Source organism: Streptomyces sp. A5-4 (assembly GCF_051131715.1).
Lineage (GTDB): Bacteria > Actinomycetota > Actinomycetes > Streptomycetales > Streptomycetaceae > Streptomyces.
Genome location: NZ_CP178591.1, coordinates 3,575,001 through 3,601,518, shown reverse-complemented (window position 1 = coordinate 3,601,518; position 26,518 = coordinate 3,575,001). Strand labels below are relative to the sequence as shown.

General features: G+C 70.2%; 19 protein-coding genes, 1 tRNA gene and 1 riboswitch (1 of these 21 running past the window's edge). Of the genes, 11 read left to right on the top strand and 9 right to left on the bottom strand.

Features of this window, described 5'->3' with window-relative positions:
* Positions 1–33 precede the first annotated feature (33 nt).
* Positions 34–726 (bottom strand): HAD family hydrolase, encoded by a 693-nt coding sequence (locus ACLLJJ_RS16465; protein WP_434591717.1) that lies wholly within the window; start codon positions 724–726, stop codon positions 34–36.
* Positions 727–822: 96 nt separating this feature from the next.
* Between ACLLJJ_RS16465 and ACLLJJ_RS16460 the strand changes: the two genes are divergently transcribed.
* Together ACLLJJ_RS16460 and ACLLJJ_RS16455 are read left to right on the top strand one after the other, a co-directional pair.
* Complete coding sequence (locus ACLLJJ_RS16460; protein WP_434600438.1) at positions 823–1,596, top strand: helix-turn-helix domain-containing protein; 774 nt, start codon at positions 823–825, stop codon at positions 1,594–1,596.
* Positions 1,583–2,050: an NUDIX hydrolase gene (locus tag ACLLJJ_RS16455; protein ID WP_347117804.1), complete on the top strand. Its 468-nt coding sequence runs from the start codon at positions 1,583–1,585 to the stop codon at positions 2,048–2,050. The genes ACLLJJ_RS16460 and ACLLJJ_RS16455 overlap by 14 nt, the downstream gene beginning before the upstream one ends.
* Here ACLLJJ_RS16455 and ACLLJJ_RS16450 read toward each other — a convergent pair.
* Positions 2,038–2,601 carry an HD domain-containing protein gene (locus ACLLJJ_RS16450; RefSeq protein WP_434591713.1) on the bottom strand — a complete coding sequence of 188 codons (564 nt, stop codon included), beginning with the start codon at positions 2,599–2,601 and terminating at the stop codon, positions 2,038–2,040. The genes ACLLJJ_RS16455 and ACLLJJ_RS16450 overlap by 13 nt on opposite strands.
* A 435-nt stretch (positions 2,602–3,036) precedes the next feature.
* Between ACLLJJ_RS16450 and ACLLJJ_RS16445 the strand changes: the two genes are divergently transcribed.
* The 5 genes from ACLLJJ_RS16445 (at position 3,037) to ACLLJJ_RS16425 (ending at position 9,539) form a co-directional block, all read left to right on the top strand.
* The gene (locus ACLLJJ_RS16445) at positions 3,037–3,891 is read left to right on the top strand and encodes a DUF4231 domain-containing protein (protein WP_434591710.1); all 855 of its coding nucleotides are present in this window, start codon (positions 3,037–3,039) and stop codon (positions 3,889–3,891) included.
* A gap of 1,594 nt (positions 3,892–5,485) precedes the next feature.
* A tRNA-Met gene (locus ACLLJJ_RS16440) sits at positions 5,486–5,559 on the top strand.
* A gap of 246 nt (positions 5,560–5,805) precedes the next feature.
* On the top strand, positions 5,806–7,047 hold the full coding sequence (locus ACLLJJ_RS16435; protein ID WP_434591707.1) for a PP2C family protein-serine/threonine phosphatase: 1,242 nt from the start codon (positions 5,806–5,808) through the stop codon (positions 7,045–7,047).
* A 259-nt stretch (positions 7,048–7,306) separates the two neighbouring features.
* A riboswitch (cyclic di-AMP (ydaO/yuaA leader) is annotated at positions 7,307–7,442 on the top strand.
* A gap of 11 nt (positions 7,443–7,453) precedes the next feature.
* Entirely contained in the window at positions 7,454–8,521 is a 1,068-nt protein-coding gene (locus ACLLJJ_RS16430; RefSeq protein WP_434591704.1) for a M23 family metallopeptidase, read from the top strand.
* Between the two features lie 73 nt (positions 8,522–8,594).
* Positions 8,595–9,539 carry an aldo/keto reductase gene (locus tag ACLLJJ_RS16425; protein ID WP_434591701.1) on the top strand — a complete coding sequence of 315 codons (945 nt, stop codon included), beginning with the start codon at positions 8,595–8,597 and terminating at the stop codon, positions 9,537–9,539.
* 72 nt (positions 9,540–9,611) lie between these two features.
* Here ACLLJJ_RS16425 and ACLLJJ_RS16420 read toward each other — a convergent pair whose 3' ends face one another.
* From ACLLJJ_RS16420 to ACLLJJ_RS16405, 4 genes are all read right to left on the bottom strand, one after another.
* On the bottom strand, positions 9,612–11,075 hold the full coding sequence (locus tag ACLLJJ_RS16420; protein WP_434591698.1) for a PrsW family intramembrane metalloprotease: 1,464 nt from the start codon (positions 11,073–11,075) through the stop codon (positions 9,612–9,614).
* Positions 11,076–11,135: 60 nt separating this feature from the next.
* Positions 11,136–11,933: a tRNA (guanosine(46)-N7)-methyltransferase TrmB gene (gene trmB / locus ACLLJJ_RS16415; protein WP_434591695.1), complete on the bottom strand. Its 798-nt coding sequence runs from the start codon at positions 11,931–11,933 to the stop codon at positions 11,136–11,138.
* 120 nt (positions 11,934–12,053) lie between these two features.
* Positions 12,054–13,286, bottom strand: coding sequence for an L-2-hydroxyglutarate oxidase (gene lhgO, locus ACLLJJ_RS16410; protein WP_434591692.1), 1,233 nt, complete (start codon positions 13,284–13,286; stop codon positions 12,054–12,056).
* A 156-nt stretch (positions 13,287–13,442) separates the two neighbouring features.
* Positions 13,443–14,873 (bottom strand): MFS transporter, encoded by a 1,431-nt coding sequence (locus ACLLJJ_RS16405; RefSeq protein ID WP_434591689.1) that lies wholly within the window; start codon positions 14,871–14,873, stop codon positions 13,443–13,445.
* Between the two features lie 700 nt (positions 14,874–15,573).
* Here ACLLJJ_RS16405 and ACLLJJ_RS16400 point away from each other — a divergent pair.
* A complete protein-coding gene (locus ACLLJJ_RS16400; protein WP_434591687.1) occupies positions 15,574–17,733 on the top strand; it encodes an asparagine synthase-related protein in 2,160 nt (719 codons plus the stop codon).
* A 457-nt stretch (positions 17,734–18,190) separates the two neighbouring features.
* On the opposite strand, the gene ACLLJJ_RS16395 is transcribed toward ACLLJJ_RS16400, so the two are convergent.
* On the bottom strand, positions 18,191–20,203 hold the full coding sequence (locus ACLLJJ_RS16395) for a sigma-70 family RNA polymerase sigma factor (RefSeq protein WP_434591684.1): 2,013 nt from the start codon (positions 20,201–20,203) through the stop codon (positions 18,191–18,193).
* A 344-nt stretch (positions 20,204–20,547) separates the two neighbouring features.
* On the bottom strand, positions 20,548–21,330 hold the full coding sequence (locus ACLLJJ_RS16390; protein ID WP_434591681.1) for a TetR/AcrR family transcriptional regulator: 783 nt from the start codon (positions 21,328–21,330) through the stop codon (positions 20,548–20,550).
* Positions 21,331–21,636: 306 nt separating this feature from the next.
* On the opposite strand from ACLLJJ_RS16390, the gene ACLLJJ_RS16385 reads away from it, so the two are divergent.
* Positions 21,637–23,034: an NAD(P)/FAD-dependent oxidoreductase gene (locus ACLLJJ_RS16385; RefSeq protein ID WP_434591678.1), complete on the top strand. Its 1,398-nt coding sequence runs from the start codon at positions 21,637–21,639 to the stop codon at positions 23,032–23,034.
* Between the two features lie 165 nt (positions 23,035–23,199).
* Positions 23,200–24,864, top strand: coding sequence for an ATP-binding SpoIIE family protein phosphatase (locus ACLLJJ_RS16380; protein WP_434591675.1), 1,665 nt, complete (start codon positions 23,200–23,202; stop codon positions 24,862–24,864).
* Positions 24,865–24,874: 10 nt separating this feature from the next.
* Here the strand turns inward: ACLLJJ_RS16380 and ACLLJJ_RS16375 are convergent, their stop codons facing one another.
* Complete coding sequence (locus tag ACLLJJ_RS16375) at positions 24,875–26,170, bottom strand: MFS transporter (RefSeq protein WP_434600437.1); 1,296 nt, start codon at positions 26,168–26,170, stop codon at positions 24,875–24,877.
* A gap of 136 nt (positions 26,171–26,306) precedes the next feature.
* Between ACLLJJ_RS16375 and ACLLJJ_RS16370 the strand changes: the two genes are divergently transcribed.
* Positions 26,307–26,518, top strand: partial view of a MarR family winged helix-turn-helix transcriptional regulator gene (locus ACLLJJ_RS16370; RefSeq protein ID WP_434591672.1) — the start only. It continues 346 nt past the right edge of the window; the window shows 212 of its 558 coding nt (coding positions 1–212); the start codon lies at positions 26,307–26,309; the stop codon falls past the right edge of the window.

The following is a 26,518-nucleotide window of genomic DNA, read 5'->3' as shown; positions in this document are numbered from 1 at the left end:
ATCCGGACGATCCGAGGACGTCCTGGGACGTTTTCAGTGTGCCGCGAAGCTCTCCAGGGCCCGGAGAACATGCGGGGTGTCCGTCAGATCCGGTAGCACCACAGAGGCGCCGGCGGCTGCCAGTTCCTCGGGACTGTGGACGCCAGAAGCGACCGCGATGATTCCAGAGCCTGTGACGAGTGCAGCCTCGACATCTCTCGGCGTGTCCCCTACGAGCACGACAGGGACGTCTTCCCGTACGCCTCGAAGCCTCTGGGCGCGCTCTCGGGCGACGGCTACGAGGCCGGGACGCTGGAGGGCATCGGCGCCGTAAGCGCCGACAGCCAGATCGAGCAAGGGGGCAAGGTCAAAGGCCGATACCTTCACGTGCGCATTGGCCGCGATATTGCCGGTCAGAACAGATGAGACCCAATTCTCCTGCACCGAGACGGCCTTGAGGGCATCGCGTACACCCGGCAGGGCCGTTCCGCGCCTACTGAGATCGTGTGCACGTTGCGCTCCAGCGTGGGCAAGGGCAGCCTCGACTGCTGCCCAGTCCGGTTCGGGCAGCCCATTTCGCTGGAACATGTCGCGCATGATCAGACGGTCCGTGCGGCCCTCTGTCCGCGCCGAACCAGCCGGCTCGGCGCCCGCCAGCGCCGCGAACGCAGCAGCGTAGATCTCCTTGCTCACGCCTGAGTTGTCGATGAGCGTGTGGTCGATGTCCCACAGGACGATGAGCTCCATACCGACAGCGTAAATAACCCAAGCGCGGCGCCAGCTCTTCGGGAACGTTACGTAGCGTCCTTGCCCGCCACCGGCCGTCTCGGCTTGTATGGCGCTGTGAACGAGCGACTGCACTCCGTACTCGCACAACGAGGCGTATCACCAGAGTCGCTCGCCGAAGCCTGCGAGGTAGACCCGAAGACCGTCGGTCGCTGGCTCGGCGGACGCGTCCCACACCCACGCCACCGATTCCGTGCCGCTCAACACTTAAGGGTGGAGGAGACGTTCCTCTGGCCCGCTCTGCTGTCGAACGCGGGCCAACCTGCTGTCGGCTTGGACATCGAGCTCGTCGGCACCTATCAAAACCGCGCCAGCGTTCCTCGGGACACGTGGCTCTCTCTGCTGAAGGGAGCCCAGGAGCAGATCAGCGTGCTCGTCTTCTCCGGCACGTTCTTCGCCCAGTCCAACCCGCACGTCGCCAAGATGCTCGCCGAGCGCGCGGCCGAGGGCGTCCAAATTCGCTTGTGCTTCGGCAGATCGAACGGTCAGGCCGCAGCCATCCGTGGCCGCGAGGAAGGCATCGGCGACACCCTCGCCGCCAAGATCCGCGCCTCCCTGACCTACTACCGCCCCCTGCTGTCCGAGGCGGGCTGCCAGATCCGGCTGCATGACACCACGCTCTACACCTCCCTGTTCCGCTACGACGACCAACTGCTGGTCAACCCGCATGTCTGGGGTCAGCCAGCCAGCGCCAATCCGCTACTGCATCTCAAAAGAGTCGACGCCACGGGGTGGTTCGACAACTACGCTCAGAGCTTCGAAGCAGTCTGGGCCAACGCACGGTCCTGGACGCCGGACCAGGAGGGGACCTCTTCACGTGGGCAGGACTGAGTACTACAACGATCCCAAGGCGCCCAAGGCGAATACCCTCGTCCCGGCCAATAACCTGCTCGTAGTCGACGACAAGGGCGCCATCCTGCTCCAGCGCCGGCGCGACACGGGCCAGTGGGCCCTACCGGGTGGCGCTCAGGACATCGGCGAGACCGCCGCACAGTGCGCGGTACGGGAATGCCTGGAAGAGACCGGCATCATCGCCGAGATCACCGACTTCCTGGGCGTCTACACCAACCCGAACCACATCGTCGCCTACACCGACGGCGAGATCCGCCAGCAGTACGAGAACACGTACATCGGCCGCCCCGTCGGAGGCGAGCCCACCATCAACGACGAGGCAGACGGCGTTCGCTTCGTCCTGCCCGCCGACCTCGACCAGTACGACATCCACCGCAGCATGCGCCAGCAGATAGGCGACTACCTCGCGGGTACGTACCCCTACCTGGGCTGAGCCGCCAGCGCCGCTTCCACCCGCCCGGCAGCAGCAAGAATCTCCGGCGATGCCCTACGGATGAACCGCCCCACCAGACTGCCCGCTCCGTAGCGGTCCATGATCTCCGCCAGCCGGGCCTCAGCAGACGTGCGTTCCCCATCGGGCGTCGTCGTCATGTCGCAGTACACCAACGCGTCCACGAGCCGCTGGTCGTCGAGCAGCGGAAACTCGGCTTCCAGCACGCCCCGCAGCCCCCGCTCCTCAGCTTCCAGAAACGCCAGCGAGTGGTTCGCCACCAACCGCACCAGCCGCTCATCCGCAGCATGGACGTCACGGAGGAACCGGGCGCCATCCAGCGAATGAAAGCCGGTCACGGCCAGCCGCGGGGCGTAGCCCACATCGTGAAGCACAGCGGCAGACGCCAGCAGGTCTGCGTCATCGCCCAGGACCTTCGCCAATTCGGCCGCGCGACGCGCGACGCCTTGCGAGTGTGCCCACCGACGAGGAAGCGGCTCACTCAGCTCCGCTTCGGCTACCTGACACGCCCAAATTGCCAGCGCTTCGTTCATGGCTTGGACCTTCCCGGATACAGGGCCGCACATTCCGAAGCGTGCAAAGCAGCACGTCGTACGGGCGTCCAGGGTGCCATGGGTATCGGCTGGCCGGGCGCAGAGCAAGGACGTACGCGTCTCACCAGGAGCTGCGTGCGCCTGTCTACCCCGCGATCCATTTCCCATGGAGAGTAATATTTCTTCTCGGAAACCAACTGTAAGGGATCGTTAAATTTCGATCATGGCCTGTATCTAACCTCGATGAAAATCATGCCTGTTGGGATGGGTTATTTCTTGCCATAGAGATCTTGGCGTGATTCTTCCGTGTAGTAATGGATCGTAAGTCGCTCTTGCCCGTTTGAGGGGCCAGTTTTACGATCGCCCACTTGTGTCGCTGAAAGCTGCGGGCTTTCAGTTGCCACTGGGGTGGTTGGAACTAGGTGGGGGCTGCGAGTGAGTCAGGGAAGTATTGAGCCGAATAGCATCTCTGAGGCAGATGAGGCTCGGCGGCAGGAAGAATACCGAAGTAGCGTCAAGAAATTTGACGAGATAGAAGATGACCTGAGGACCTCGCGGACCTTCCAGAGAATCTATGTTCTGTGTCTGCTGGGCGGGGTCGTACTTACCTTCCTCCTCGGTTACACAGTTATCGTGGGGCTGTGGAAGACGCAGCCTGTGTTCACTCGCTGGGCTGGCCTCATCATCGTCAACTGTCTTTGGATATTGATGGGGTGGGCACTATGGAAGAACCGCAAGAAGGTTGTCGACCGAACGGGTGCGCTGCGCAATGCCCTCCAGGATCGACAGACTGCCGCCGCCAAGCTACCTCTTGACTCACCTTCCGGGCTTCGTATCTATCGCGAAGCCTCGCTTGATCTGATTGATCAATATCGGAAATCAGCGAACAAGAATCGACAGATTAATAACTTCTTCCAGGGCGTCATCATCACTGGGTCAATCGTCACCTCGACGCTTGCGGCGATGAATGAGGGAAGTAGTCAGGTGTTGCGCATTTCTGCAGCTTCCCTCAGTGCGTTTGTCGGAATTTCGGCAGGGGTGACCGGCTATTTCAAATTTCGCGAGCGTGGATACAATCTTCAATCCACAGCAGATGATATCGAGAAGCACTACAATGCCTCGCAATTCATGCTCGACGAATACGCTGGCCGTGATGGCGAGCCGCCACTTCCTGAGGCTGAACGGCTTAGGATGTTTGCGCGTTATGTGGAACGGCTGAAGGAAGAGCAGCGGAAGCGCGAGCTTCAGCTTGAAACATCCAGCTCCGGGAATGAGGAGCGTGCGAGCTGATGTTCGTTCAGTGTGCTTCGGCTCATTCCACTGCGGTCAGACGTTTGGCGTGGCTTTCTGGGGATCGGAAGTGAGGCCGCGACGGGCCAGATGGCTCCTCGCCCCACTCTGGCAGTGGAGGGCTCGACGTCTCATGGCTGCGCACGGTGCGTCTATGTCCGACTCGACTGCCTGGTGCCTTGTTGCTCTTGCGCGGGACCCGGTGGAATACATGCCGCTCGTGCGGCACGTCGTGGTTCAGCGATCGCAGGGTGCATCGCTAGAGCCCGGGGTAGCCCTTGATTCGTGGCGGGACCTTGAGCCGCGTGAGCAGGCGAGACGCATCGCCTGGCTCGACCGGCATGGAGCCACGCCTCTGCACCGGTTGGGTGTGCCCGAGGAGATCATCGAGTTGGCCGGCCTGCACGTAGTTGAGTGGCGGCTCCCGCCGGGACGAGACGCGGCTTCCATCGTTGCTCAGAACCGCCCCCGCTCCTCGGGGGACATCTCGTAGTTCCGCAGCTATGTAGCGATCTGCCGGGGGCTTCTTCCTCACCGGCGGCTCGGACACCCGAAGCTTCTACGGGATGGAATAGATCAAGAAGCCCAACAGGTAGTCACCCTGTTCTACAACAGCGGTGCGAGCCAAGGCAGGCAGAGCAGGTGGGCGGCCATCACGGCGGCCCCCTCAACGGGAGGGCAAGCGCCCACCCTCTGAGCCGCACTCTCGCCAACCGGCGCGCCTGAAGGCCGCTCAGAACGGTTGAGTAGACCAGCGCTTTTGCCCTTGGCACCGTGCGGGACTTTCCGAGCGTCTGAACGGCACGTGATTTCCCTCAAGGTGGCTACACGGAGACATGGAGTGATGACGGTCCCGACATCGATTCGGGTGCCATCATTGCCAAGATTGAATGGGAGGAGGCGCCGGGATTCGATCGACTCCACTCAAGGAGTACTTCGCCGACGCCCCGGCGACAATCGAAGAGCTTGTGGCGTTTCGGCACATCGAGACCGAGGAAGTCGATGAGTTTCAAGTGCATCACGTGGGCTTCAGTGAGCCTTTGGAACAGGTTCTCCGCAAGATTCGTGCTCGGCGAACGGCACCGTGCGCCTCGGAGCGCCGCAGGGCATGAGTGGACTGCCTCACGGTCCGTTCCCAGCTGAACCACTCAGCAGTCGGGCCTCATCTGGCTACCTTCGCCGTGGTCTCAGTTTGCTTACTTGTGACACAAAGGTGCGCTGGTCGGAAAGGCTGGATGCGTGAGCGGACGCGCTGGCACCCTCCGATCATCGGCTGGACTGGCCGACAAGGCGAACTTCGCTGACCCAGGGAAACAGGACAGAAGGGGTGCGGTCGATACCACCCAGCATGATTCTTCCTGGACTTTAATCCGTTGGTTGTGGGTTCGAGTCCCACACGGCCTACCGCTCAGCCCCAGGTCAGGGAGCATCTGATCTGGGGTTGATTCTGTTTCACGGGCCACGCCCCGCCCATGCCCCGTGGGCTGCCCCGGCGGTCGCTCCCCAAATCACCGCCCTGCGGCACGGTGGCGCGGCGCCCCGGGGAAAGTGGTGGAGCGGTGCTCCACGGATGGCGTAGAGTCAGGTTTACCGACGCGGGGTGGAGCAGCTCGGTAGCTCGCTGGGCTCATAACCCAGAGGTCGTAGGTTCAAATCCTGCCCCCGCTACTGAAGTAGTGGATGAAGGCCCGGACTCAATGAGTCCGGGCCTTTGTCGTGCCCCGGTACGCCCCCACTGCCAGTCCGTCCCCCAATTGGCCGACCTCGGTTAGCCGTCCGGCGCGGCTGCGGCCAGCCTGGGTGGGGCGCGGTACCGTCCGCAACCGGGCGCGGACTGGCAGGAGACCACAGGTGGGGAAGCAAGGCACAGCGGGTGGGGCGGGTGCCCGTACGACCCGGCGGTTCGTCCGGGCTATGCCCGCACTGCTGATCGTCGGCGGTTTGTTCTTCGACCTCATGACCCCGTCGAACTTCACGGCGTCGCCCCTCTTCGCCGCCGCCCCGCTGATCGCCGCCCCGCTCTTCTCCCTCAGCAACACCGTGCTGACCGGGATCGCCTCGACCCTGGCCATCGCCGGGCTGCACGTTCGTACGCAGACCGCGACACAGGTCGAGGCCGCCACCGAGCTGGTCACCGTGGTCACCGTGGCCGCCCTCGCGGTGGTCATCAACCGTGTCGTGCGGCGCAGCGACCGCGAGCTGGCCTCCGCCCGGGAGATCGCCGAGGCGGCCCAGCGTGCCGTGCTGCCCACGCCCGCCGACCGGATCGCCGGGCTGTACGTCGCGGCGCGCTACGAGGCGGCGCAGGCGGACGCCTTCATCGGCGGCGACCTCTTCGCCGTGCAGGAAACGCCGTACGGCGTGCGCCTGGTGGTGGGGGACGTCCGGGGCAAGGGGATGGACGCCGTGGAGGCCGTCGCGGTGGTCATCGGAGCCTTTCGCGAGGCCGCCGAGCAGGAGTCCTCGCTGGAGGGCGTCGCGCAGCGGCTGGAGCGGGCGCTGGCGCGCGAAGGGACCCGGCGCGACGGCCTCGACGCGTTCGAGGGCTTCACCACCGCCGTGCTCGCCGAGATCTCTCGGGACCGTGGAGTCCTACGGCTGGTCAACCGCGGCCACCCCGAGCCGTTGCTGCTGTACGCCGACGGGGCGTTGGACGTCATCGAGCCGGTCGAGCCCGCGCTGCCGCTGGGGATGGCCGAGCTGGGGGCCTGGCCGGACCGGGCGCAGGAGCACCCCTACCCGGCGGGGGCCACGCTGCTCCTCTACACGGACGGCCTGTCCGAGGCCCGCGACGCGGCGGGCGTCTTCTACGACCCGCAGGCGCGGCTGCGCGGCCGGATCTTTCCCGGGCCCGAGGAGCTGCTGGGCGCGCTCATCGACGACGTACGGCTGCACACCGGTGGCGGGTCCACGGACGACATGGCGCTGCTGGCGGTCGGGCGGCCCTCCGAGGGGCAGCAGGACCGGCGCAGGACCGTGGAGATCGTCAGGCGGGCCGAGCGGCAGAGACCGGCGGCAGCGGGCGGGCCGGGGCGCGGGGCAGGGGCAGGAGGCGCGGCAGCGGGCGCGCCCGACGGCGGGCCACCCCGTGCGGCGCCCGGCAGTGGGTTCGGCGATGAATCCGGCGATGGATCCGGGACGCGCTCCGGTCCCTGAGGACGCTGGAAAGGTCGCGTTCCGCCTTGCTGCGACGCTCCGTAGTCGTAGCGCACCGCTGCGCGTAACAATTGACGAACCGTCAAGAAATCGATGTTTGCTGAGTGTCGATCAACTCGACCCGTTGTGACCGATTGTGTCCCGCTAAGTCTGTGGCGAAGACGTTAACGATCACCAGGAACAGCTTGGAACCGGACCGGGTCTCTATTAACGTTCGATAACGCAGCGCGGTTGTCCCAGTCGTCGCAAGAGGCGACACCGTGTGCATGCGCCGAATTCCGCAAGGGAACCGGGGAACCATGTTCCTTGGGGTGAATCGGGCCGAACCTGGCCCGTAGGAGACCTTCCTGCTCCGAACCCGTCAGCTAACCCGGTAGGCGAGAAGGAAGGAAAGGAGCACGCCTCCGTGGCGTCCAACACCCCTGCCCCCGTGGCCCCCCTGCCCCCCTACGGGGTGCCGAACGACCCCGCCGACCTCATTCGCGGGGAGGGTACTTGGGAAGAGTGGAATCCCACCGAGGACTCCATTCGTCCCGTGCGCGGCAAGCACCGCGTGGCCAAGCAGCGCGGTGGCATCGCCCGCAGCTCCACGGTTCTGGGTGTCGGAGTCATCGCCGCCGTCGGCGCGGGCGGCATCGCCACCGCGCAGGACAAGCCGGCCGTCTCGATCTCCCTTCCGGACGCCATCACCGACTCGCTGCCCGACGCCAAGTCCCTTCCCGGCGTAGGCGCCCTGTTCTCCGGCGACGCGAAAGACTCCGGCGTCACCACGGGCGAAGCGGTCGTCGCCGCCACCCCGCTCACCACCGCCGGTATCAGCACCGCCGACGCGCAGCAGGGCACCACCGACGCCGGCGAGTTGCTCCGCGCCCGCATACTCCAGCAGGCCGACCAGCAGCAGGCCGCCGCGGACGCCGACGTCGCGCAGGCCGCCGAGTCGGCCGCCGCCGAGCAGGCCGCGGCGGATGCGAAGTCCCAGCAGGACGAGGCGAAGGCCGACGCCGCCGAGAAGGAGCGCAAGGCGGAGGAAGCGGCCAAGGCCAAGGCCGAGGCGAAGCGGCTCGCGAAGCTGGCCGCCAGCTACTCCCTGCCGACCTCCTCGTACACGCTCACCTCCACCTACGGCCAGTCCGGCTCGATGTGGTCCTCCGGTCAGCACACCGGGCTCGACTTCGCTGCCCCGACGGGCACGCCGGTCAAGGCCGTGCACGGCGGGACCATCAAGTCGGCGGGCTGGTCGGGCTCCTACGGCTACCGCATCGTCCTCGAACTCGATGACGGTACGGAGATCTGGTACTGCCACCTCTCCTCGATGAGCGTCACCTCGGGCGACGTCGGCACGGGCGACACCATCGGCAACGTCGGCGCCACCGGCAATGTGACGGGCCCGCACCTGCACCTCGAAGTGCACACACCCGGCGGCGACGGCGTCGACCCCGCGTCCTGGCTGCGCGGCAAGGGCCTCAACGTCTGAGACCTCGGGCCGGCTGCGGGAGTCCCGGAGCCGGCCGGGGAATGCATGTGCCCGCCATGCGGTTGATCAACCCATGACTTCTCTCCGCAAGCTGGGCAGCTCCGAGCTCGCCGTCTTCCCGCTCGCCCTCGGTGGCAACGTCTTCGGCTGGACCGCCGACGAGGCGCAGTCCTTCGCCGTCCTCGACGCGTACGTCGCCGGGGGCGGCAACTTCGTCGACAGCGCCGACTCCTATTCGGCCTGGGCCCCGGGCAACGAGGGCGGCGAGTCCGAGCGCGTCCTCGGCCGCTGGCTCGCCTCGCGAGGCAACCGCTCCGAGGTCGTCGTCGCCACCAAGGTCGGCGCCCACCCCTCGTACAAGGGGCTGGCCGGTACGAACATCAAGGCCGCCGCCGACGAGTCGCTGCGTCGGCTCGGCACCGACCACATCGACCTCTACTACACGCACTTCGACGACGAGACCGTGCCCGTCGAGGAGATCATCACCGCTCTCGACCAGCTGGTGAAGGACGGCAAGGTCCGCGCGATCGCCGCCTCCAACATCAGCGCCGAACGCCTCCGGGCGTCCCTGGCCTTCTCGGAGCAGGAAGGGCTGGCGCGCTATGTCGCCCTCCAGCCGCACTACAACCTCGTCTCGCGCGACACCTACGAGGGCGAACTCCAGGACACCGCCGCCGCCGCTGGCCTGTCCGCCGTCCCGTACTTCGCACTCGCCTCGGGCTTCCTCACCGGCAAGTACCGGCCCGGCGCGACCGTCGACAGCGCACGCGCCACCGGTGCGGCCAAGCACCTGGAGACGGAACGCGGGCAGAAGGTGCTCGTGGCGCTCGACTCGGTGGCCACGGCGCACGGCGCCGAGGTCGCGACCGTCGCGCTGGCCTGGCTGGCGGCGCAACCGACCGTGGTGGCGCCGCTGGCCAGTGCCCGGACGGTCGAGCAGCTGCCGGCCCTGCTGGCTTCGGCCGAGCTGAAGCTGTCGGACACCGAGCTGTCCCAGCTCACGGCCGCTTCGGCCTGACCGACGCCGACCCGCCGTCCGTCCGCCGTCCGTCCGCCGTCCGTCCGTCCGCGTGAGGCGGCCCGTTGGCGGCTACTGCTGCCGATACGGGTTGTACGCCGCGTAGTCCTGGTGGGGGGCATGGCCCGGCCCCGGCGCGGGCCGCTGCGGCGGAACGGGCCGGTAGGCAGGCGTGGGCCGGTACGGAGGAGGCGCGGGCCGATACGGCGGCGCGGCGTGGTGGGGCGCGGCGGGGTGGAACGGCGCCCTCGGCGGCGCCGCCCACACCCGGCCCGTCGCCCGCGCCGCGTACTCCAGCGCGGGCCCGGCCACATCCTTCCGCTGCCACAGGTGGTGCAGCAGCTCCTGCTCGCGCGCCGCGAAGTCCGCGCCCACCCGACCGCGCCGGGCCCGGTGGCGCAGAAAGGCCAGGGAGGTCGCGAAGGCCTCGTACTCGGCGACCGTACGAGCCGCCGCCCGGCCACCGTGCACCCGGGCAGCGGCGTCGCGCGCCACCGAGCGGGCCCGCATGGAGGACAGCGCGAGCGGCTCGTGGGCGCCCAGCCAGCCCGCGCGCGCGTAGGCGGGCAGCGCGGCGGAGACGGTGTGCAGCTCGCGCTGGCGCGTCCACACCGCCAGCCAGGTGAGCAGACCGAAGGCGGGGACCATGAAAATGGCGTACACCGCGTAGAAGCCGTACTCACCGAAGGTCCCCGAACCGTTCCACAGGGCGTGCATGCCCATCGCGAAGGCCAGGCCGAGCAGGGGCAGCGCGATACGGCGGACCCGCCCCCGGTGCGGCGCGAGCGCGGCGAGGCCGAAGCCTATGCCCGTGAGCACGGTGAACAGCGGGTGCGCGAACGGTGACATGACGATGCGTACGAAGAAGGTCGCCGCCGTCACCGACGCGAAGCCCGAGGCGCCCATCTCCTGGTCCTGACCGAAGGCGTTGCCGAGATAGAGGATGTTCTCGGTGAAGGCGAAGCCCGTCGCGGTGAAGCCCGCGACGACCACTCCGTCGACGATCCCGTTGAAGTCGCGTCTGCGGAAAAGGAAGATCAGCAGGAGCGCCGCCGCCTTCGCGCTCTCCTCCACGACCGGGGCTATCACCGTGGCGCCGAGGGTGTCGGCGCCGGCCGGATCCGCGGTGGCGGTCGCTATCCAGCGGGTCGCGAAACTGTTCGCGATGATCGCGACGAGAGCGGCGGCGAACGCGCCCCAGGCGAAGGCGAAGAACAGATTCCGCCAGGGGCCAGGCTCCACCCGGCCCAGCCAGCGGAACGCCGTGATCAGCAACGGCACCGGCAGCACGGCCAGGCCGAGACCGACCAGGAAGCCCTGGGTGCCCGTCTGGTCGCGGACGATGGCCAGGATCACCAGGGCGCAGAGCGCGAGCAGCGTGATCACCCCGCCCGCGCGCACCGCCTTCCTGTGCCAGAAGGAGCGGCGGGGCTTATAACGCCAGTGCGCACGCGACGGTACGGCGGCGAACTGCGGCTGCTGCTCACAGTCCGGGACCGCCGGATCCTGCCGGGGGCGCGGAGGCGACTCGTACACCCGTCGACCCTAACGAGCGGCACTGACACCTGGCGATGCCGCCCTGAGCCCCGGCGGGGCCTACACGCGGCGGAACAGCAGGTCGTGCACGGCGTGGCCCTTGTCGAGACCCTGGCCCTCGAACCGGGTAAGTGGCCGAAAGGCGGGCCGTGGCGCGTAATCGCCGTCCGGCCGGGTGTTCTCGAACTCGGGGTGCGCGGTGAGCACTTCGAGCATCTGCTCGGCGTACGGCTCCCAGTCGGTCGCACAGTGGAGCACCGCGCCGGGCGCGAGGCGGGTGGCCGCCAGGTCCAGGAACTCCGGCTGGATGAGGCGCCGCTTGTGGTGGCGCTTCTTCGGCCAGGGGTCGGGGAAGTAGACGCGCAATCCGGCCAGGGAGGCGGGCGGAAGCATCTCGCGGAGCAGGATGATCGCGTCGCCGTTCGCCACCCGGAGGTTGGTCAGTTCGGCGCGCTCGGCGAGGGCGAGCAGGTTGCCCTGGCCCGGGGTGTGCACGTCGACGGCGAGGATGCCGGTGGCGGGGTCGTCGGTGGCCATCTGCGCGGTGGCCTCGCCCATCCCGAACCCGATCTCCAGGACCACGGGCAGCCCGCCGCCCCCGAAGAGCTTGTCCAGGTCGAGGACGTCCAGCCCGTCGATGTCCAGCCCCCACCGGGCCCACAGCCGCTCCAGCGCGTCGACCTGCCCGGCGGTGACCCGGCTGCGCCGCGGCTGGAAACTACGAATCCGCCGCTCATGGTGAGACCCGGCGGGGTCGGGCGCGGGGCCACCGGGAAAGCGGGGCTCACCCTTGGGCCGGTGAAGGGCTGCGGGGAGCGCGGTGGGCGCGGCGGGGCGCGTATCGGGAGACTCAGACACAATGCGTCGATTCTACGGGGGCGGGGTACGGGGGTGCGGGTGCGCCTGCGGCGGGCTGTTCCCCCTACCCGCCCTTTCCCGAAACTGGGGACCGAACCGACCCGCACACCCAGCCGCCTCCTACCCCACCCCCAAAACCCCCAGCGCCCGGCGGGCCACCTGCCGCCCGATCGGCAGCGCCGCCGTCGCCGCGGGGGAAGGCGCGTTCAGGACGTGGATCGTTCTCGGCGCCTGGCGGATCAGGAAGTCGTCGACCAGCGTCCCGTCCCGCAGCACCGCCTGCGCCCGTACCCCCGCCGGGGCCACCCGCAGGTCCGCCTCGGTCGCGGCCGGCAGCAGCCTGCGCACCGCCTCGGTGAAGGCCCGCTTCGACAAGGAGCGGTGCAGCTCGCCCGCGCCGTAGCGCCAGTGCCGCCGGGCTATCCGCCAGGATCCGGGCCAGCCCAGCGTGCCTGCCAGCTCCCGCGGCCGGATCGACGACCAGGCGTACCCTTCACGGGCCAGCGCGGGCACCGCGTTCGGCCCGACGTGGACGCTTCCTCCGATGCCCCGGGTCAGATGCACCCCGAGGAACGGGAACGCCGGATCCGGCACCGGATACACCAGGCCCCGGACCAGCTCGGGCCGGGCCAGCTCGTAGTACTCCCCCCGGAACGGCACGATCCGCATCCCCGGATCGTCGCCCGCGAGCCGCGCCACCCGGTCGCAGTGCAGCCCCGCGCAGTTCACCAGGACCCGCGCCCGCAGCACCGCGCCGTCCGATGTGCGCACCGCGACGCCCCAGGGGCGCCGGTCGACGGCGGTGACCTCCGCGCCGTAACGGATCTCCGCACCCGACGCGCACACACTCTCCGCGAGCTGCGCGGCGACCGCCCCGAAGTCGCACACCCCGGTCGAGCCCACCCGGATCGCGGCCAGGCCCCGCACCTCCGGCTCGTACTCCGCGATCTGCGCCGGGCCGAGCTCCCGCACCGGAATCCCGTTCTCCCGGCCGCGCTGCACCAGCGCGTGCAGCCTCGGCAGCTCCGCGCGCCCGGTGGCGACGATCAGCTTGCCGGTGATCTCGTGCGCGATGCCGTGCTCCGCGCAGAACTTGACCATCTCCGCCGCGCCCCGCACCGCGTATCTCGCCTTCAGCGAGCCCGGCCGGTAATAGATGCCGCTGTGGATGACCCCACTGTTGCGCCCGGTCTGGTGCAAGGCGGGGCCCCGCTCCTTCTCCAGCACCACCACGCGCGTGCCCGGCGCGGCGCGCGTGATCGCGTACGCGGAGGAGAGCCCGACGATGCCGCCGCCGACGACCAGCACATCGCAGTCGTAGCGGCCGTACCTGTCGCGTCCCTCGTGCGTCATCGGAATCACCTCCCACCCCGGCCGTGTACCCCGAGAAGCGCAGGGAGCGCGCCCCGGACTACCGATGATGCACCGGCCCACTGACAATGCCCTCGAACCGGGACCGGGCGGCCTCCGCCACGGGAGGCGGAGGCCGCCCGGCCCCGGCCCGAGGCCCTACGCGGGTGCCACCAGCAGTGGCCGCGCCCGCTCCCGCAGTTCCGCGACCCGTGGCTCGTCGCCGTACGGCTCCAGCCGGTGCAGCAGGTCCCGTACGTACTCCGTGGTCCGCGCCGACGAGATCCGCCCCGCGACTTCCACCGCCCGCGTCCCCGCCGCGCACGCCGCGTCCAGGTTTCCCGACTCCAGCTCGGCGACGGCCGACACCACGAGACGCAGCCCGTGCGAGCGCACGAATTCCTCCGTCGGCCGCGACAGCGCCTGCTCCGTGAAGCGGCGCACCTGGCGCGGCGCCTTCAGGTCGCGGTAGCACTCGGCGGCATCGGCCGCGAACCGGTCGTAGGAGTAGAAGCCCAGCCACGTCGGATCGGGATCGCCGTCCCGCGAGCGCTCCAGCCAGCCCTCCGCCGCCTTCAGCGCGGCGCCGGCCGCCTGCGCGTCGCTCGCCTTCGCGTGGGCGCGCGCCTCGACCAGCCGGAAGAAGCTCATGGTGCGGGCGGTGGCGAGCCCCCGGTTGCGCTCGACGGCCGCCTGCGCCAGGTCCACGCCCTCGTCGGCGAAGCCCCGGTACGTCGCCTGGAGCGACATCGACGCCAGGATGTACCCGCCGAGCGGCACATCGGCCGCCGCCCGCGCGAGCCGCAGCGCCTGGATGTAGTAGCGCTGGGCGGCCTCCTGCTGACCGGTGTCGAAGGCCATCCACCCGGCCAGCCTGGTCAGTTCGGACGTCGCCCCGAACAGCGAGCGGCCCACCTCGTCGCTGTAGGAGCCGAGTAACAAGGGCGCCGCGTCAACACGCAGGCACTCCGGGACCATGGACGAACGCCAGTCCCCTCCGCCATATTTGGAGTCCCAGCGCCGTGCGTCCTCGGCCGCTTCCCGCAGCTTCACCACATCGCTGTGCCCGACCCGCAGCGGCGTCGCGTCCGACGCGCTCTCGGCGGCGGTGGAGTCCCGCGCGACCGACGAGTCGGCCGGGGTTATCAGCCAGCGCGACGCGGGGGTGGCGTACGCACTGACCGCGAAGGAGCCGGCCAGGGACTGCCAGATTCCGCCGCTGCCCGCCCGCCTGCCAGCCAGATCCAGCCGGTACAGCTCGGTCGCCGAACGCACCGCCGCCGACACGTCACGCGGGAAGGCGAGCCCGACCTCGGGCGCCGGATCGGCGTCCGCGAGGCCGATTTCGTGCAGCGGCACGGGACGCCCGAGCTTGGCGCCGATCGCCGCGGCGATCAGATGGGGCGCGGCGCCCTGCGGCACCATGCCCTTGGAGACCCACCGGGCCACCGAAGTCTTGTCGTACCGCAGTGTCAGGCCACGCTGGGACCCGAGGTCGTTGACCCGCCTCGCCAGGCCTGCGTTGCTGATTCCCGCGAGGGCGAGAACCGTGCCGAGCTTTTCGTTCGGCCCGCGTTGCTCCCTGGACATGCGCCACCCCTCGACACAGACGGCCGTCCGGCGGGACATTCCCGGCTTTCCCGCCCGCACAACCACGCGGCCAGCCCAGCCGGAATATGCGCCCCGCGCAGGACATCAGTTGCACCCAGCGTAGTTCTCCGCATCCCGACCGTTAAGAGGCGGCGTTCCGGATGGCGAGATTGTTGTTCGGGAGGAAGCTCCCAGGACGCGTCCCGTGCTCCGTGTGTGTGGCAGTGCGCCCGGCCTGCGCTCTCCTCGGGGCGGGACGGGAGCGCTTCCATGGAAGTCGCGTGGGTCGGCCCGCTGCACTGGATCCAGTGGGCTGGGGGACTCCGCCGCCTACATCCCCGCGGGCGGCGGACCGGTCCGGGAGGCGAACACCGCCTCCCGGACTGTGCGTTCACCCATGGCCTTCGCCTGCCGTGAGAATGGCTGAATCACGACTGTCGTCCGGTGCCGTTCCAGGCCGGTCCCGGAGCCGTTTCGCGGCCCGCGCAGTCGGCACAACTGTCGTCCCGTCACTTGAGCCCCAACGCCGGTCGACACACGGATGTTTGTGGCGATTCGCTCAAGCGTCGCGCGCAGAGGCCCCATTGACTTGCCCGCGCGCATCCCGTAGCCCCTCCAGTACGCCGTTGTCGTGGCAGCATGGTCCCCAAGCGACTTCGATGCGTGCGGTTTGGTTTTTCCACAGCCTGTGGAGGCGGCGATGCGGTGGTTGGTGGGGTGGAGCAGTATCGCCGCGAACTTCGGAACGGTCGGGCAGGTCGGATCGGTCGGCGCGGTCGGGACAGCAGGCGTGGTGGGCCCGGCCGGCGGACCCGACGAAGAGGCACGCACCGTGCACCCCGTCGGCTCCCAACTCCTCTGGGGCGACCCCGACCCACTGTGGGCGGTCGGTGACTGGCGCCCCGACGAGGTCCGCACCATCACCGTCGACACCTTCACCCGCCTTGCCGTCCTCGGCTGTTGTGGAGCATCGGACGAACAACTGCGCGTCGGCCTCTTCGCGGCGCGCGGCGGCGCACTGCGGCACCTCACCGCGTGGTCCGGCAGTTATACGGTCGTCGTCCAGGTCGGCAGACGGATCACCGTCGTCGGTGACCTGGCAGGAGCCCGCCCCGTCTTCTACACGCCCTGGGCCAATGGCACCGCGTACGCCACCGCCGCGCTTCCACTCGCCGACCTCATCGAGGCACAGCTGGACATCGGCCACCTCGCGGCGCTGCTCGCCTGCCCCGACGTGCCCGAGGCCCTGCGCGACGGCACCCCGTACGCGGGTGTGCGGCGCATCCCGCCCGGCCACGCCCTCGTCCTGCGCGAGGGCTCCCGCGAGATCACCGGCTACGAACAGGTGGCGTCCCTGGCCGTCGCCGCGCCCCAACTCGACCCCGAGCGCGCGGTGGACCTGGTGCGCGACGCGCTCGTCGAAGCGGTACGGGCCAGGCTCACCGCACCCCGGCACGCCCCGGAGACCATGGCGCCCGACCCGGGCCCGGTGCCCGGCATGGGGCCCGCGGAACGCCGCGCGGCCCGCGGCGCACCCGTCCCCGGCATCGGCGCCGACCTCTCCGGCGGCAGCGCGTCGGCGACCCTCGCGCTCCTCGCCGCGGGCCTCCCCGGTATGCCCGGCACGGTCCTGGGCCACGGCACGGGCGCGGGGGAGCGTCTCCTCGCCGTCACGTTCAACGACCTGGCCTCCGACCCGCACGGCCGCGAAGCCGAGCTGGAACGGGCCGGCGCCATCGCCGCCAACCCCCGGCTGCACCACGTCGTCGTCGCAGGGGGCGAAGAGGCCCTCCCGTACGCCGACCTGGACAGCGGTCCCCTCACCGACGAGCCCGGCCCGTCCCTGGTCACGGCCGAGCGGCACCGCCGCCGACTCGCCGCGGGCAGCGCCGACCACTTCACCGGGCACGGCGCCCGTCAGGTCCTCGACGCACACCCCGCCCGCCTCGCCGATCTCCTCATGGACCGCCGCCGCCGTGACCTGCTGCGCCCGGTCGCGGCGCTCGCCAAGGTCGAAGGGCCCTCCGCGCACTCGCTGTTCCTCCCGCTGACCGTCTACCGCGCGGCCCGCCGCCTCGCCCGTACGCCGTACCGCACCGGCATCGAGGAGGCGGCCACCCGCCTGATGGAACGCCGCTTCGACGAGCCGGGCGCGTGGGGCGCGGGCAACGGCGCGGGCGCGCTCGACGCGTCGCTCGCCGCGCTCGCCTGGAGCCGTCCCGGCCCGGCCGCGCGCTGGCTGACCGGCGAGGCGCTCGCTGAAGTATCGGTTCGCCTCCAGGGCTCCGCGGCGCGCCCCTCGTCGATACAGCGACCCGGCGAGGCACGCGCGCGTGGCGCGCTGACCCGCGCCGCGTCCGATCACCGGGTGTTCGAGCAGGCCGCGGAGGTCCGCAGCCAGCGGCTGCACGCGCCCTTCCTCGACAACCAGGTCGTACGGGCCGCCCGCACCCTCCCCGAAGCCCTCCGCGTCCAGCCGGGCGCACGCGCCGCGATCCTGCGTACGGTCCTGTCCGGCGCGGGTGTCCAGGACCTGCCCGCGGGCTGGGGCGCCACCTCGCACGCCTCGTCGGCGGCGGCCGACCGGGTCGGACTGCGGGCGGCGGTGGATGACTTGATCGCGCTGTTCGACGCACCACTGCTGGCCGACGCGGGCATCGTCGAGGCACGCGTCGTGCGCAAGGCGCTGAGAGCGGCGGCGGAGGGCGAACGGGTCCCGCTCGACGGCCTGGCCGACCTGGTCTCCACGGAGCTGTGGCTACGCCGCCTGGTCTCACGGCGAGGCACCTGCTGGACAGGCACGGCGGCCCCACGCCAGCGAGCAGTAGCAGGCGGAGTCCCACCACGGCGAAGCCTGTAACCCGGACCCACGCCCTGCGGCGCGACCCTCGGCCTTGCAGTTCTTCGCCGTGCGGCGGTGGGTGGGGCGGGTCTTCGCCGCGCGGCGGTGGGTGGGGCGGGGGTGCATGCGCGATTGGTGTCGGGACCTGTGTTTTTCCGCCGCGTCGCAGCTGGTGCGTCGGGCGTGCGCGCGCGGTGCTGTCCCCGACCTGCGCTTCCTGCCGCGCTCCGGCCTGCGGGCCGGGCGAGGCGGGGCGGCCGCCTGCGGCGCGGGTTGTCGGATGCCGGATGGCGCGCCATGTCAGCGATGCCGCGCGATTTCAGCCCGTCCGGCGCTTGCGGACCCGCACCGGGGCGTGACGCCGCCGCCCGCTCCCTCACCCCGTCATTTCAGCCGTCCGGCGTTTGAGGACCGGGGTCTGGGGCGGAGCCCCAGTTTCGGGAAGGGCGGGTAGGGGACAAGCCCCGCACCCCACCTACTCCCCGCAGCTGATCCGCGCTTGGGCCCAGTCCGAAAGCACCACCGAGCTGAACGGGTCGTCCGGCTCGACCACGAGCCGAACCGTCTCGCGCCCGGACACATCCGCATGCACCGGCACCGCCGCGCCATCCCCCCGCACCACCTTCGACTTCCACAGCAGCGCCCCGTCCCCGTACACGGAGAACCGCACCGCCCCGAGCCCCATCGTCATGTCGTCGACACCGGCCACCGCGTCGTACGTCGTGCAACGGCGATTGAGGTCGATGGTCACCGAGGACGCCCCGTGCACGGTCACGCCGTGCCCGTACTGCTTCCCGCCGATCGACATGCCGTCCCGCTGCCACAGCCAACTGCTCTCGGCGATCCGCACCTCGGGCTTGGTGTGATCGCCGAACACCCCGTAATCCAGCCGGTTCACCTGGTAGACGACCGGCGCGATCGGTGGCGGCGGCGGCGGAGGAGGAGGTGGCGGGGCCGGCTTCGGCGGGGGAGTGGTCTTCACCGGCGGCTCCGGCGGAGGCGGTGGCGGAGGCTTCGGCGCGGGCGGCTTGGGCGCGGGCGTCGGCTTCGCCTTCGGAGGCGTCGGCTTCGGCGTGGGAGACGGCTTCGCGACCGGCACCACCGGCGGCTCCGGCGCCGGCGGCTTCGGCTCGGGCTTCGGCTTCTGCGGTACGACGGGCTGCGCGACCGGCGGTTTGGCCACCGGCGGCTTCGGCTCGGGCTTCGGCTCGTCCCCGGCGAGGGCGAACACCACGCCCGCGGCCACCGCGACAGCCACCGCCGCCGCGATCGCCGCCTTCGCGGGCGCACCCATCGCCTCCGCCCCGGCGGCCCCGGCGGCCCCACCGGACGCGCTCCCGCCACTCGCGGCGGCAGCCGCCCCCGCACCCGCCGCACCTGCCGCGCCACCCGCCACCAGGCCGGCGGCCTTGAGCGTGAACCCACCGGCGATCCAGCCGATGACCGCGACCGGAAGCAGCGCGGGAATCCCGGCATTGACGTCGTTCAACTCACCGGCGGCGACCCGGCACTTCGCGCAATCCTCCAGATGCTTGCGCAGCCCCCGCTCGGCCCGCATGCGCAGACCGCCGCGGGCGTACGCGCCGAGGCGGTCTGCGTAGTGCGCGCAGTCACCACCCGCTGTCAGGGCGGAGCTCACATGCGCCTGCAGATAGGCCTGCTTGAGCCCCTCGCGGGCTCTGCTGGCCAGCACCGCCGTGGCGTTGGGCGTCAGCCCGAACAGCGGCGCGACCTCGCTCGGCGACTCCTCCTCGACCGTGGTGTGCCAGAGCACGGCCTGCCAGCGCTCGGGCAGACTGCGAAAGGCCTGCATGGCCAGCGTCTGCTCGGCCTCGTGCATGGCCCGTACGTCGGCTCCCAGATCCAGGGTGTCCTCGTTCGACCCGTCCGACGGCCGGGCGGACTCGGCGGCGAACAGCGCGAAGTCCTCGACCAGTTGCTCGCGCTTGGCCGTCTTTGTCCAGGCCGCGGCGACGCGTCGTACGGTCGTCAGCAGATAGGCCCGCACGGCCTGCTCGGGACCAGCGCCTCCGCGCACCGCCTGCAGCGTGCGCGCGAAGACCTCGGCCGTCAGATCGTCCGCGGTGTGCGCGTCCCGGCAGCAGGTACGCGCATACCGGCGCACGGCTTCCGAGTGCCGCCGGTAGAGCGCTTCGTACGCGCTGTCGTCACCCGCCCGCATCCGCTGGATCAGCGCCGCGTCGGAGGCCGTCAGGGCCTCGGCGGAAGGCGACTGCGGCGGCTGGGCCGATTCCGTCAGCGGCGCGCTGCCACCCTCGCGCTGCAACGGGACGCCCGCGTCCTCGGCATCCGCAGGCGGCCACGGCCCGGGAAGCACGGTCCCGCCCTCGGCGTCACCGCTCGTGCGGCCCGGCCCGCCCTGGCTGGGCACCTGCCGCGCGGGCAGACCACCGACCTCCGGGCCGCCGCCGACCTGCCCGGCACCGCCAGGACTCTCAAGCGATTCGTCCCGCCCCTCAACACCCATAGCGGAAGCCCCCGTAAGCACCCTCAGACCGCAACACCGGGCAAGAGTCGCACAGGGTGAACCACGGACCGCCACTCACGACCGGCAACCACTCGTCCGGGGTGTTTTACCGGATGCGAGCGCTAGCCTTCACCCCATCGGGGAAGGCTCAATCGCCCTCACGAGCCCACGACTTCGGCGCGTGATGACCCCCGGCCGGCCTCGCCGGGCCCCTTCGGGCCCGCCAAGGGAGGGCCGACCGGCCGCCGGGCGGAACGGCGACCGGGTCGGTCGTACCCCGGCACGGGCAAGGAGTCGCGCCCCTTACACATGCAAGAGGCAGCCGCAGGAAACCGCCGCCCGACTCACACGGGCCTGGACCGCAGCCCCTCCAGCAGGATGTCCAGCAGCCGCGTGGAAGCCGCCGCCTGCTGCGCCGCGTCCGGCAGCGAAGGCGCAGCCGTGGCTATCACCAGCAGCACATCGGCCACCGTCACATCGCCACGCAGCTCACCGGCCGCACGCGCCCGGTCCACCAGCTGCCCCACGACCGCGAGCAGGGTCGCCGCGCCCGCGTCGATGCTGTCGCCGTCGTCCAGGCCGTCAAGACCGAAGTCGGACGTCCGCTGCTCCGGCCGCTGCTCGACCAGCCGCAGCTCCGGCCCCGCCGGGAGACCGGACTGCCGCTGCTGCGGCACCCGTGCCTCACCCTGCTCCGCCGTCGGCTCGTCGACGTCCACGCCGACCCGCAGCACCTGGGGCGGAAGCAGCCGGCCCGCGCCGGAAGCCACCGACGTACGCAGGAAGCGCGACAGCGCCGACCACGGCTCTTCCTCCTGGCCCAGGGCAGTGCGCGCCTGGTCGGTCAGCCGGGAGGTCTCCTCGTCGGCTATCCGGCGCACCAGCACGTCCTTGCTCGGGAACCGCCGGTAGACGGTCCCGACCCCGACCCTTGCCCGGCGCGCGACGTCCTCCATCGGCGCCCCGTAGCCCAGCTCGCCAAAGACCTCGCGAGCCGCTCTCAACACATGTTCAAGATTGCGCTGTGCATCAACGCGCAGCGGCGCGGCACGGGATCCACCCGCCACCACCCGCCCGTTGCTGTCTGTGGCGACAGCAGTCTGCCAATGAGAGTCCTGAATGCGCATCAGCGTTCCCCCGGTAATGATGTCTCCCCCCGGAGACTCCCCGCCCTGACTGTCAGGAGCGCAAATCTGGTCGCTCCGACGAGATACGAACATAGTTGAGCCGGAGTGGATTCAGAAGGGGGTAGTTCCGCACGGAGCGCCCGCCCGATCGGAGTAGGGACCGAAACCTTCCTGATTCGGCCGCTGCCTACCCTCCATCCCCATGCCCTGACCTGCGAACCTTCCAAAACAGCCGGGAATTTCCGCACCCCATACCCCCCATGACCTCCGATCACACAATTTGCTGGGCCTGTGGACAAAGTCCTGATGCCGTTGCGTCATGGGGTGGTGAAAGCTCATAACTCACCGGGGTCGAACCCCGGATCCCCGCCCCGTACCCGGATTCTCGTGGTCGGCGGCGGCTATGTCGGGATGTATACCGCGCTGCGCCTCCAGCGGAAGCTGAAGAGCGACGAGGCCGAGATCGTCGTGGTGACGCCCGACCCCTATATGACGTATCAACCTTTCCTCCCCGAGGCCGCGGCCGGCTCCATCTCGCCGCGTCACGTCGTCGTGCCGCTGCGCCGTGTGCTCGTCGGGTGCAAGATCGTCATTGGCGAGGCCCGGTCGATCGACCACGCCAAGCGCATCGCGACCGTCGCCACCCTCGCCACCGAGGAGGAGGGCGCAGGACCCATCGAGATGCCCTACGACGAGCTGGTCCTCGCCCCCGGTTCGGTCTCCCGCACACTTCCGATCCCCGGCCTCGCCGACCTCGGCATCGGCTTCAAGACCGTGGAAGAGGCCATCGGTCTGCGCAATCACGTCATCGAGCAGATGGACATCGCCTCCGCCACCCGTGACCCGGCGCTGCGCGACGCGGCACTCACCTTCGTCTTCGTCGGCGGCGGCTACGCGGGCGTCGAAGCGCTCGGCGAGCTGGAGGACATGGCCAGGTACGCCGCCCGCTACTACCACAACATCAAGGCCGAGGACATGAAGTGGATCCTCGTCGAGGCGTCCGGCCGCATCCTCCCCGAAGTGGGCGAGGAGATGGGCCAGTACGCGATCCGTGAGCTGCGACGACGCAATATCGACGTACGGCTGGAGACCCGCCTCGACTCCTGCGCGGACCGCGTCGCCGTGCTGGACGACGGCTCCCGCTTCCCCAACCGGACGCTCGTATGGACCGCCGGCGTCAAACCGCACCCCGTCCTCGCCGCCAGCGACCTCCCGCTGAACGAACGCGGCCGGCTCGCCTGCACCGCCGAGCTCAGGATCGACGGCGCCGAGCACGCCTGGGCGGCCGGTGACGCCGCCGCCGTACCCGACCTCACCGCGGACGAGAAGGGCAAGGAGTGCGCGCCCAACGCCCAGCACGCGGTACGCCAGGCCAAGGTCCTCGCCGAGAACATCGTGGCCTCGCTGCGCGGCGAACCGCTCAAGAACTACGAGCACTCCTACGTCGGATCCGTCGCCTCGCTCGGCCTCCACAAGGGCGTCGCGCATGTCTACGGCCGGAAACTCAAGGGCTATCCGGCCTGGTTGATGCACCGTGCCTATCACCTCAGCCGCGTGCCGACCTTCAACCGCAAGGCACGGGTCCTCGCCGAATGGACGCTCTCCGGGCTTTTCAAACGCGAGATCGTCTCGCTCGGCTCACTGGAACATCCGCGCGCCGAGTTCGAACTGGCGGCCGGTGGGCATCCGCCCAAGACGCCCTGACGACTGTCAGTGCGGTCGGTCACAATGGACGTGTGACCATAGGTGGGCTCACACCTGCACAGAGTGACCCGCTGTCGCCGCCCGGCGGCGCCCCCGAAGCGACACCCGGCAGGGCAGCAAGCCCCGACCATGCCGGCCGGACAACACCATGAGGCCTGAACGTCAGTGAACTTCACGCGCTGGAGCGCCCGTCTCCCCGGAACGCAGCGCCGCGCCGCAGCGCGGACCGACCGTGGCTCCGTGCCGGCAGCCCGCGGTGAGTACGCCCGGCGGACCGGGCACGATTCCGACGCGCCGGGGGGCGACTCCCTGGACGCCGCGCCTGCTCTGGACGAGCTCTCCGTCCGCGAGGTCCTCGGCAGACTTCCCGCGCTCGTCGCCCTCGTATACGGGCCCGAGCACCGCGTCGCGTACGTCAACGACGCCTACGCCACCGCCTTCGGCCCCCGCGAGCCCGGCGCCCCGGCGGCCGTCGCGCTGCCCGAGCTGGAGGAGCTCGGACTGCTCCCCCTCATGGATCAGGTCCTGCGCGGCGGCACGCCGCGCACGGTCAAGTCCCGCAAGATCCCCAAGGGCGGGTCGTACACGATCACCTGCACGCCCATCGAGACCCCGGGCCGTGGCGGGGGCGAGGGCGGCGTCCTCGTCTTCGCGGCCGACGTCACCGACCACGCGGAGGCCGCCGAGCGGCTGCGCGCCAGCGAGCGCCTGCTCCGCGAGACGGCCGTCACCCTCCAGCGCTCGCTGCTGCCGCAGGAGCTGGAGCAGCCCGACGACCTGCGTATCGCCGCCACGTATCAGCCGGGCGGCACGGAAGCGGCGGTCGGCGGCGACTGGTACGACGTGATCACCCTCGGCGCCGGCCGTACGGCCCTGGTCATCGGTGACGTGATGGGCCGCGGCGTGCGCGCGGCGGCCGTCATGGGCCAGCTCCGCACAGCGGTCAGGGCGTACGCCCGGCTGGATCTCCCGCCGCACGAGGTGCTCCAACTGCTCGACGGCCTCGCCGCCGAGATCGACGCCAGCCAGATCGCCACCTGCGCGTACGCCGTGCACGATCCCAACGAGAGCCGTCTCGTCTACGCGTCGGCGGGCCACCTCCCGATCCTCGTCCGTGACGAGGACGGCACGGTCCGCCGCGCCGAGGACCACACGGGCCCCCCGCTCGGCACCGGCGGCTGGATGCACACCTCGGGCACGATCGGCCTGCCGCCCGGCTCCACGGCCGTCCTCTACACGGACGGTCTGGTGGAGCGCCGCGGCGAGGACATCGACGAGGGCGTGGACCGCCTGGAGACGGCAGTGGCCGGCGCGACCGGCGCCCCGCAGGTCGTCTGCGACCGGCTGATCCGCGCTCTGGGTGTCACCGCGGAGCACGACGACGACGTCGCGGTCCTCGTCGTCCAGCACCCCGCCCGCACCGGCCACAACGCGGAGCTCTTCCACAACGCGGCCCTCGAACTGCTCGGCGGCATCGAAGCGGCCCCGCGCGCGAGGGCCTTCGCCTCGGGCGTCCTCGCGTCCTGGCGTTTCCCGGTCGAGCTGTGCGACCTCGGTGTCCTGGCGGCCAGCGAGCTCGTGGCGAACTCGCTGCAGCACGGCACCCCGCCCATGCGCCTGCGGCTCCGCAGAACGGACCGCCGCCTGATCATCGAGGTGACGGACGGCGACGACCACCTGCCGCGCCGCCGCCGGGCCGACCCGGCGGACGAAGCGGGCCGCGGCATCTCGATCGTCGCGACGATCGCCTCGTCCTGGGGCAGCCGCCGCACGCCGGGAGGCGGCAAGGCGGTCTGGTGCGAATTCGCCCTGCCTGAGCCGGCGGCCTGAGCCGGCCGGCTCAGGCGACCGGCTCGGCCTGCCGTTCCGCCTGCCGCGCCTCGGGTACGGAGGAGGCCACCACGAGCGACTTGACCGGCAGCGGCCGGTCCTGCGCAGGGGTGAGCCGCTCGCCGAGCCGCAGCGCCAGCACGCTGATGCCGAGCGAGAAGACAATGAAGGTCACGATGTACGGCGCGTGCAGCGAGGCACCCATGGGCCCGCCCACCGCCGGACCGAGGGCCAGCGCGAGCTGCTTGACCAATGCGAAGGCCGAGTTGTACTGCCCGACCATCGACTCCGGCGCCAGGTCCACGACCAGCGGCGCGACGGTCGGCGACAGCATGGCCTCACCGAGTCCGAAGAGCGCGTACGTCGAGATGAACGCGGCCGTCGCCATGGTCTGGCTGCCGTGCCCGAGCCCCGCGTATCCGGCGACGATCCAGGCGAAGGCCCAGATCAGCCCGACGAGCGCGATGACCCGTGAGCGCCGACGGTGCTCGACGAGCCGCAGCACGACGAATTGCGCGACCACGATGACCGCCGTGTTGGCGGCGAGCGCGAGCCCGAGGGTCGACGGGTCAATGCCGGCAGCCTCGGTCCCGTACGCCGCGAGCCCCGACTCGAACTGCCCGTAACAGGCGAAGAACAGTACGAACCCGAGCACGCACACCCGCACCATGGCCTTGTGCCGCATCAGCACCCGGAAGCCGCCCTGCGGGACCGCGTCGTTCTTCGGCACGGCGCCCGGGACGGCCGCCGCACGCGGGAGTTTCACGCCCGCCACGATGACCGCCAGCACCAGGAACATCACCGCTTCGACGGCGAAGAGCAGCAAAAAGCTGTCGGGCCGGCTCTTGTCGACGATCTGGCCGCCGATCAGCCCGCCGATGCCGAGGCCGAGGTTCTGCAGGAAGAACTGGGTGGCGAAGGCGCGGGTACGGGTGGCGGCGGTGGAGGACCACACGATCATGGTCGCGAGGGCCGGCTGCATGACCGCGGTGCCCGCACCGAGCAGGGCCGCCGAGAACACGGCCATCTGCACATTGCCGGCCAGCCCCATGGACAGGGCGCCGATCGAGGCGGTGACCGCGCCGGTCAGCAGGACGGGCAGCGGTCCGCGCCGGTCGATGATCCGGCCGGTGAACGGCAGGACGAGGAGCGCGGCCACGGCAAAGACGGCGAGCACCACGCCCGCCGTAACCGAACCCAGATCCCGCACTTGAGCCACATACACGTACAGATACGGAACGGTGAAGCCGATACCGAACGCGCTCAGTGCGTTCCCCGTCTGTATCCGGCGCATCGCAGCGCCCATCGCCCTGGTCACACTCACCTGCCTCGAGGTCTTGTAGGAGAGATGAAGTCTGAAGACTTCAAAGCTAAAGTTAGAACCTCAACACTACACATGCAAGGACTTAATGGCGAACGGCAGTCGTGTCATACTGCGCGGCATGCCTGAGACCCCCACGTCGTCCGGCCCGCAGGAGCCGAGCCTCGACGAGCAGATCGCCGCCTATCAGCGCGAGTACGGCGATCTGGACCCCCAGGTCGAGAAGGTCGTCTCGGCCCTCGGCCGCCTCAACCGCCGGATGAACGTCGCCTACGGCCGCCAGGTCGCGACCCTCGGGATCAGCAATACGGAATGGGAAGTCCTCAAGACCCT

Bases quoted from the DNA above. Each gene is read 5' to 3' on its own strand.
- ACLLJJ_RS16465 (WP_434591717.1), bottom strand. From the start codon at position 726: ATGGAGCTCATCGTCCTGTGGGACATCGACCACACGCTCATCGACAAC.
- ACLLJJ_RS16450 (WP_434591713.1), bottom strand. From the start codon at position 2,601: ATGAACGAAGCGCTGGCAATTTGGGCGTGTCAGGTAGCCGAAGCGGAG.
- ACLLJJ_RS16435 (WP_434591707.1), top strand. From the start codon at position 5,806: ATGCCCGCACTGCTGATCGTCGGCGGTTTGTTCTTCGACCTCATGACC.
- ACLLJJ_RS16425 (WP_434591701.1), top strand. From the start codon at position 8,595: ATGACTTCTCTCCGCAAGCTGGGCAGCTCCGAGCTCGCCGTCTTCCCG.
- lhgO (WP_434591692.1), bottom strand. From the start codon at position 13,286: ATGACGCACGAGGGACGCGACAGGTACGGCCGCTACGACTGCGATGTG.
- ACLLJJ_RS16405 (WP_434591689.1), bottom strand. From the start codon at position 14,873: ATGTCCAGGGAGCAACGCGGGCCGAACGAAAAGCTCGGCACGGTTCTC.
- ACLLJJ_RS16400 (WP_434591687.1), top strand. From the start codon at position 15,574: ATGCGGTGGTTGGTGGGGTGGAGCAGTATCGCCGCGAACTTCGGAACG.
- ACLLJJ_RS16395 (WP_434591684.1), bottom strand. From the start codon at position 20,203: ATGGGTGTTGAGGGGCGGGACGAATCGCTTGAGAGTCCTGGCGGTGCC.
- ACLLJJ_RS16390 (WP_434591681.1), bottom strand. From the start codon at position 21,330: ATGCGCATTCAGGACTCTCATTGGCAGACTGCTGTCGCCACAGACAGC.
- ACLLJJ_RS16385 (WP_434591678.1), top strand. From the start codon at position 21,637: ATGCCGTTGCGTCATGGGGTGGTGAAAGCTCATAACTCACCGGGGTCG.
- ACLLJJ_RS16375 (WP_434600437.1), bottom strand. From the start codon at position 26,170: ATGGGCGCTGCGATGCGCCGGATACAGACGGGGAACGCACTGAGCGCG.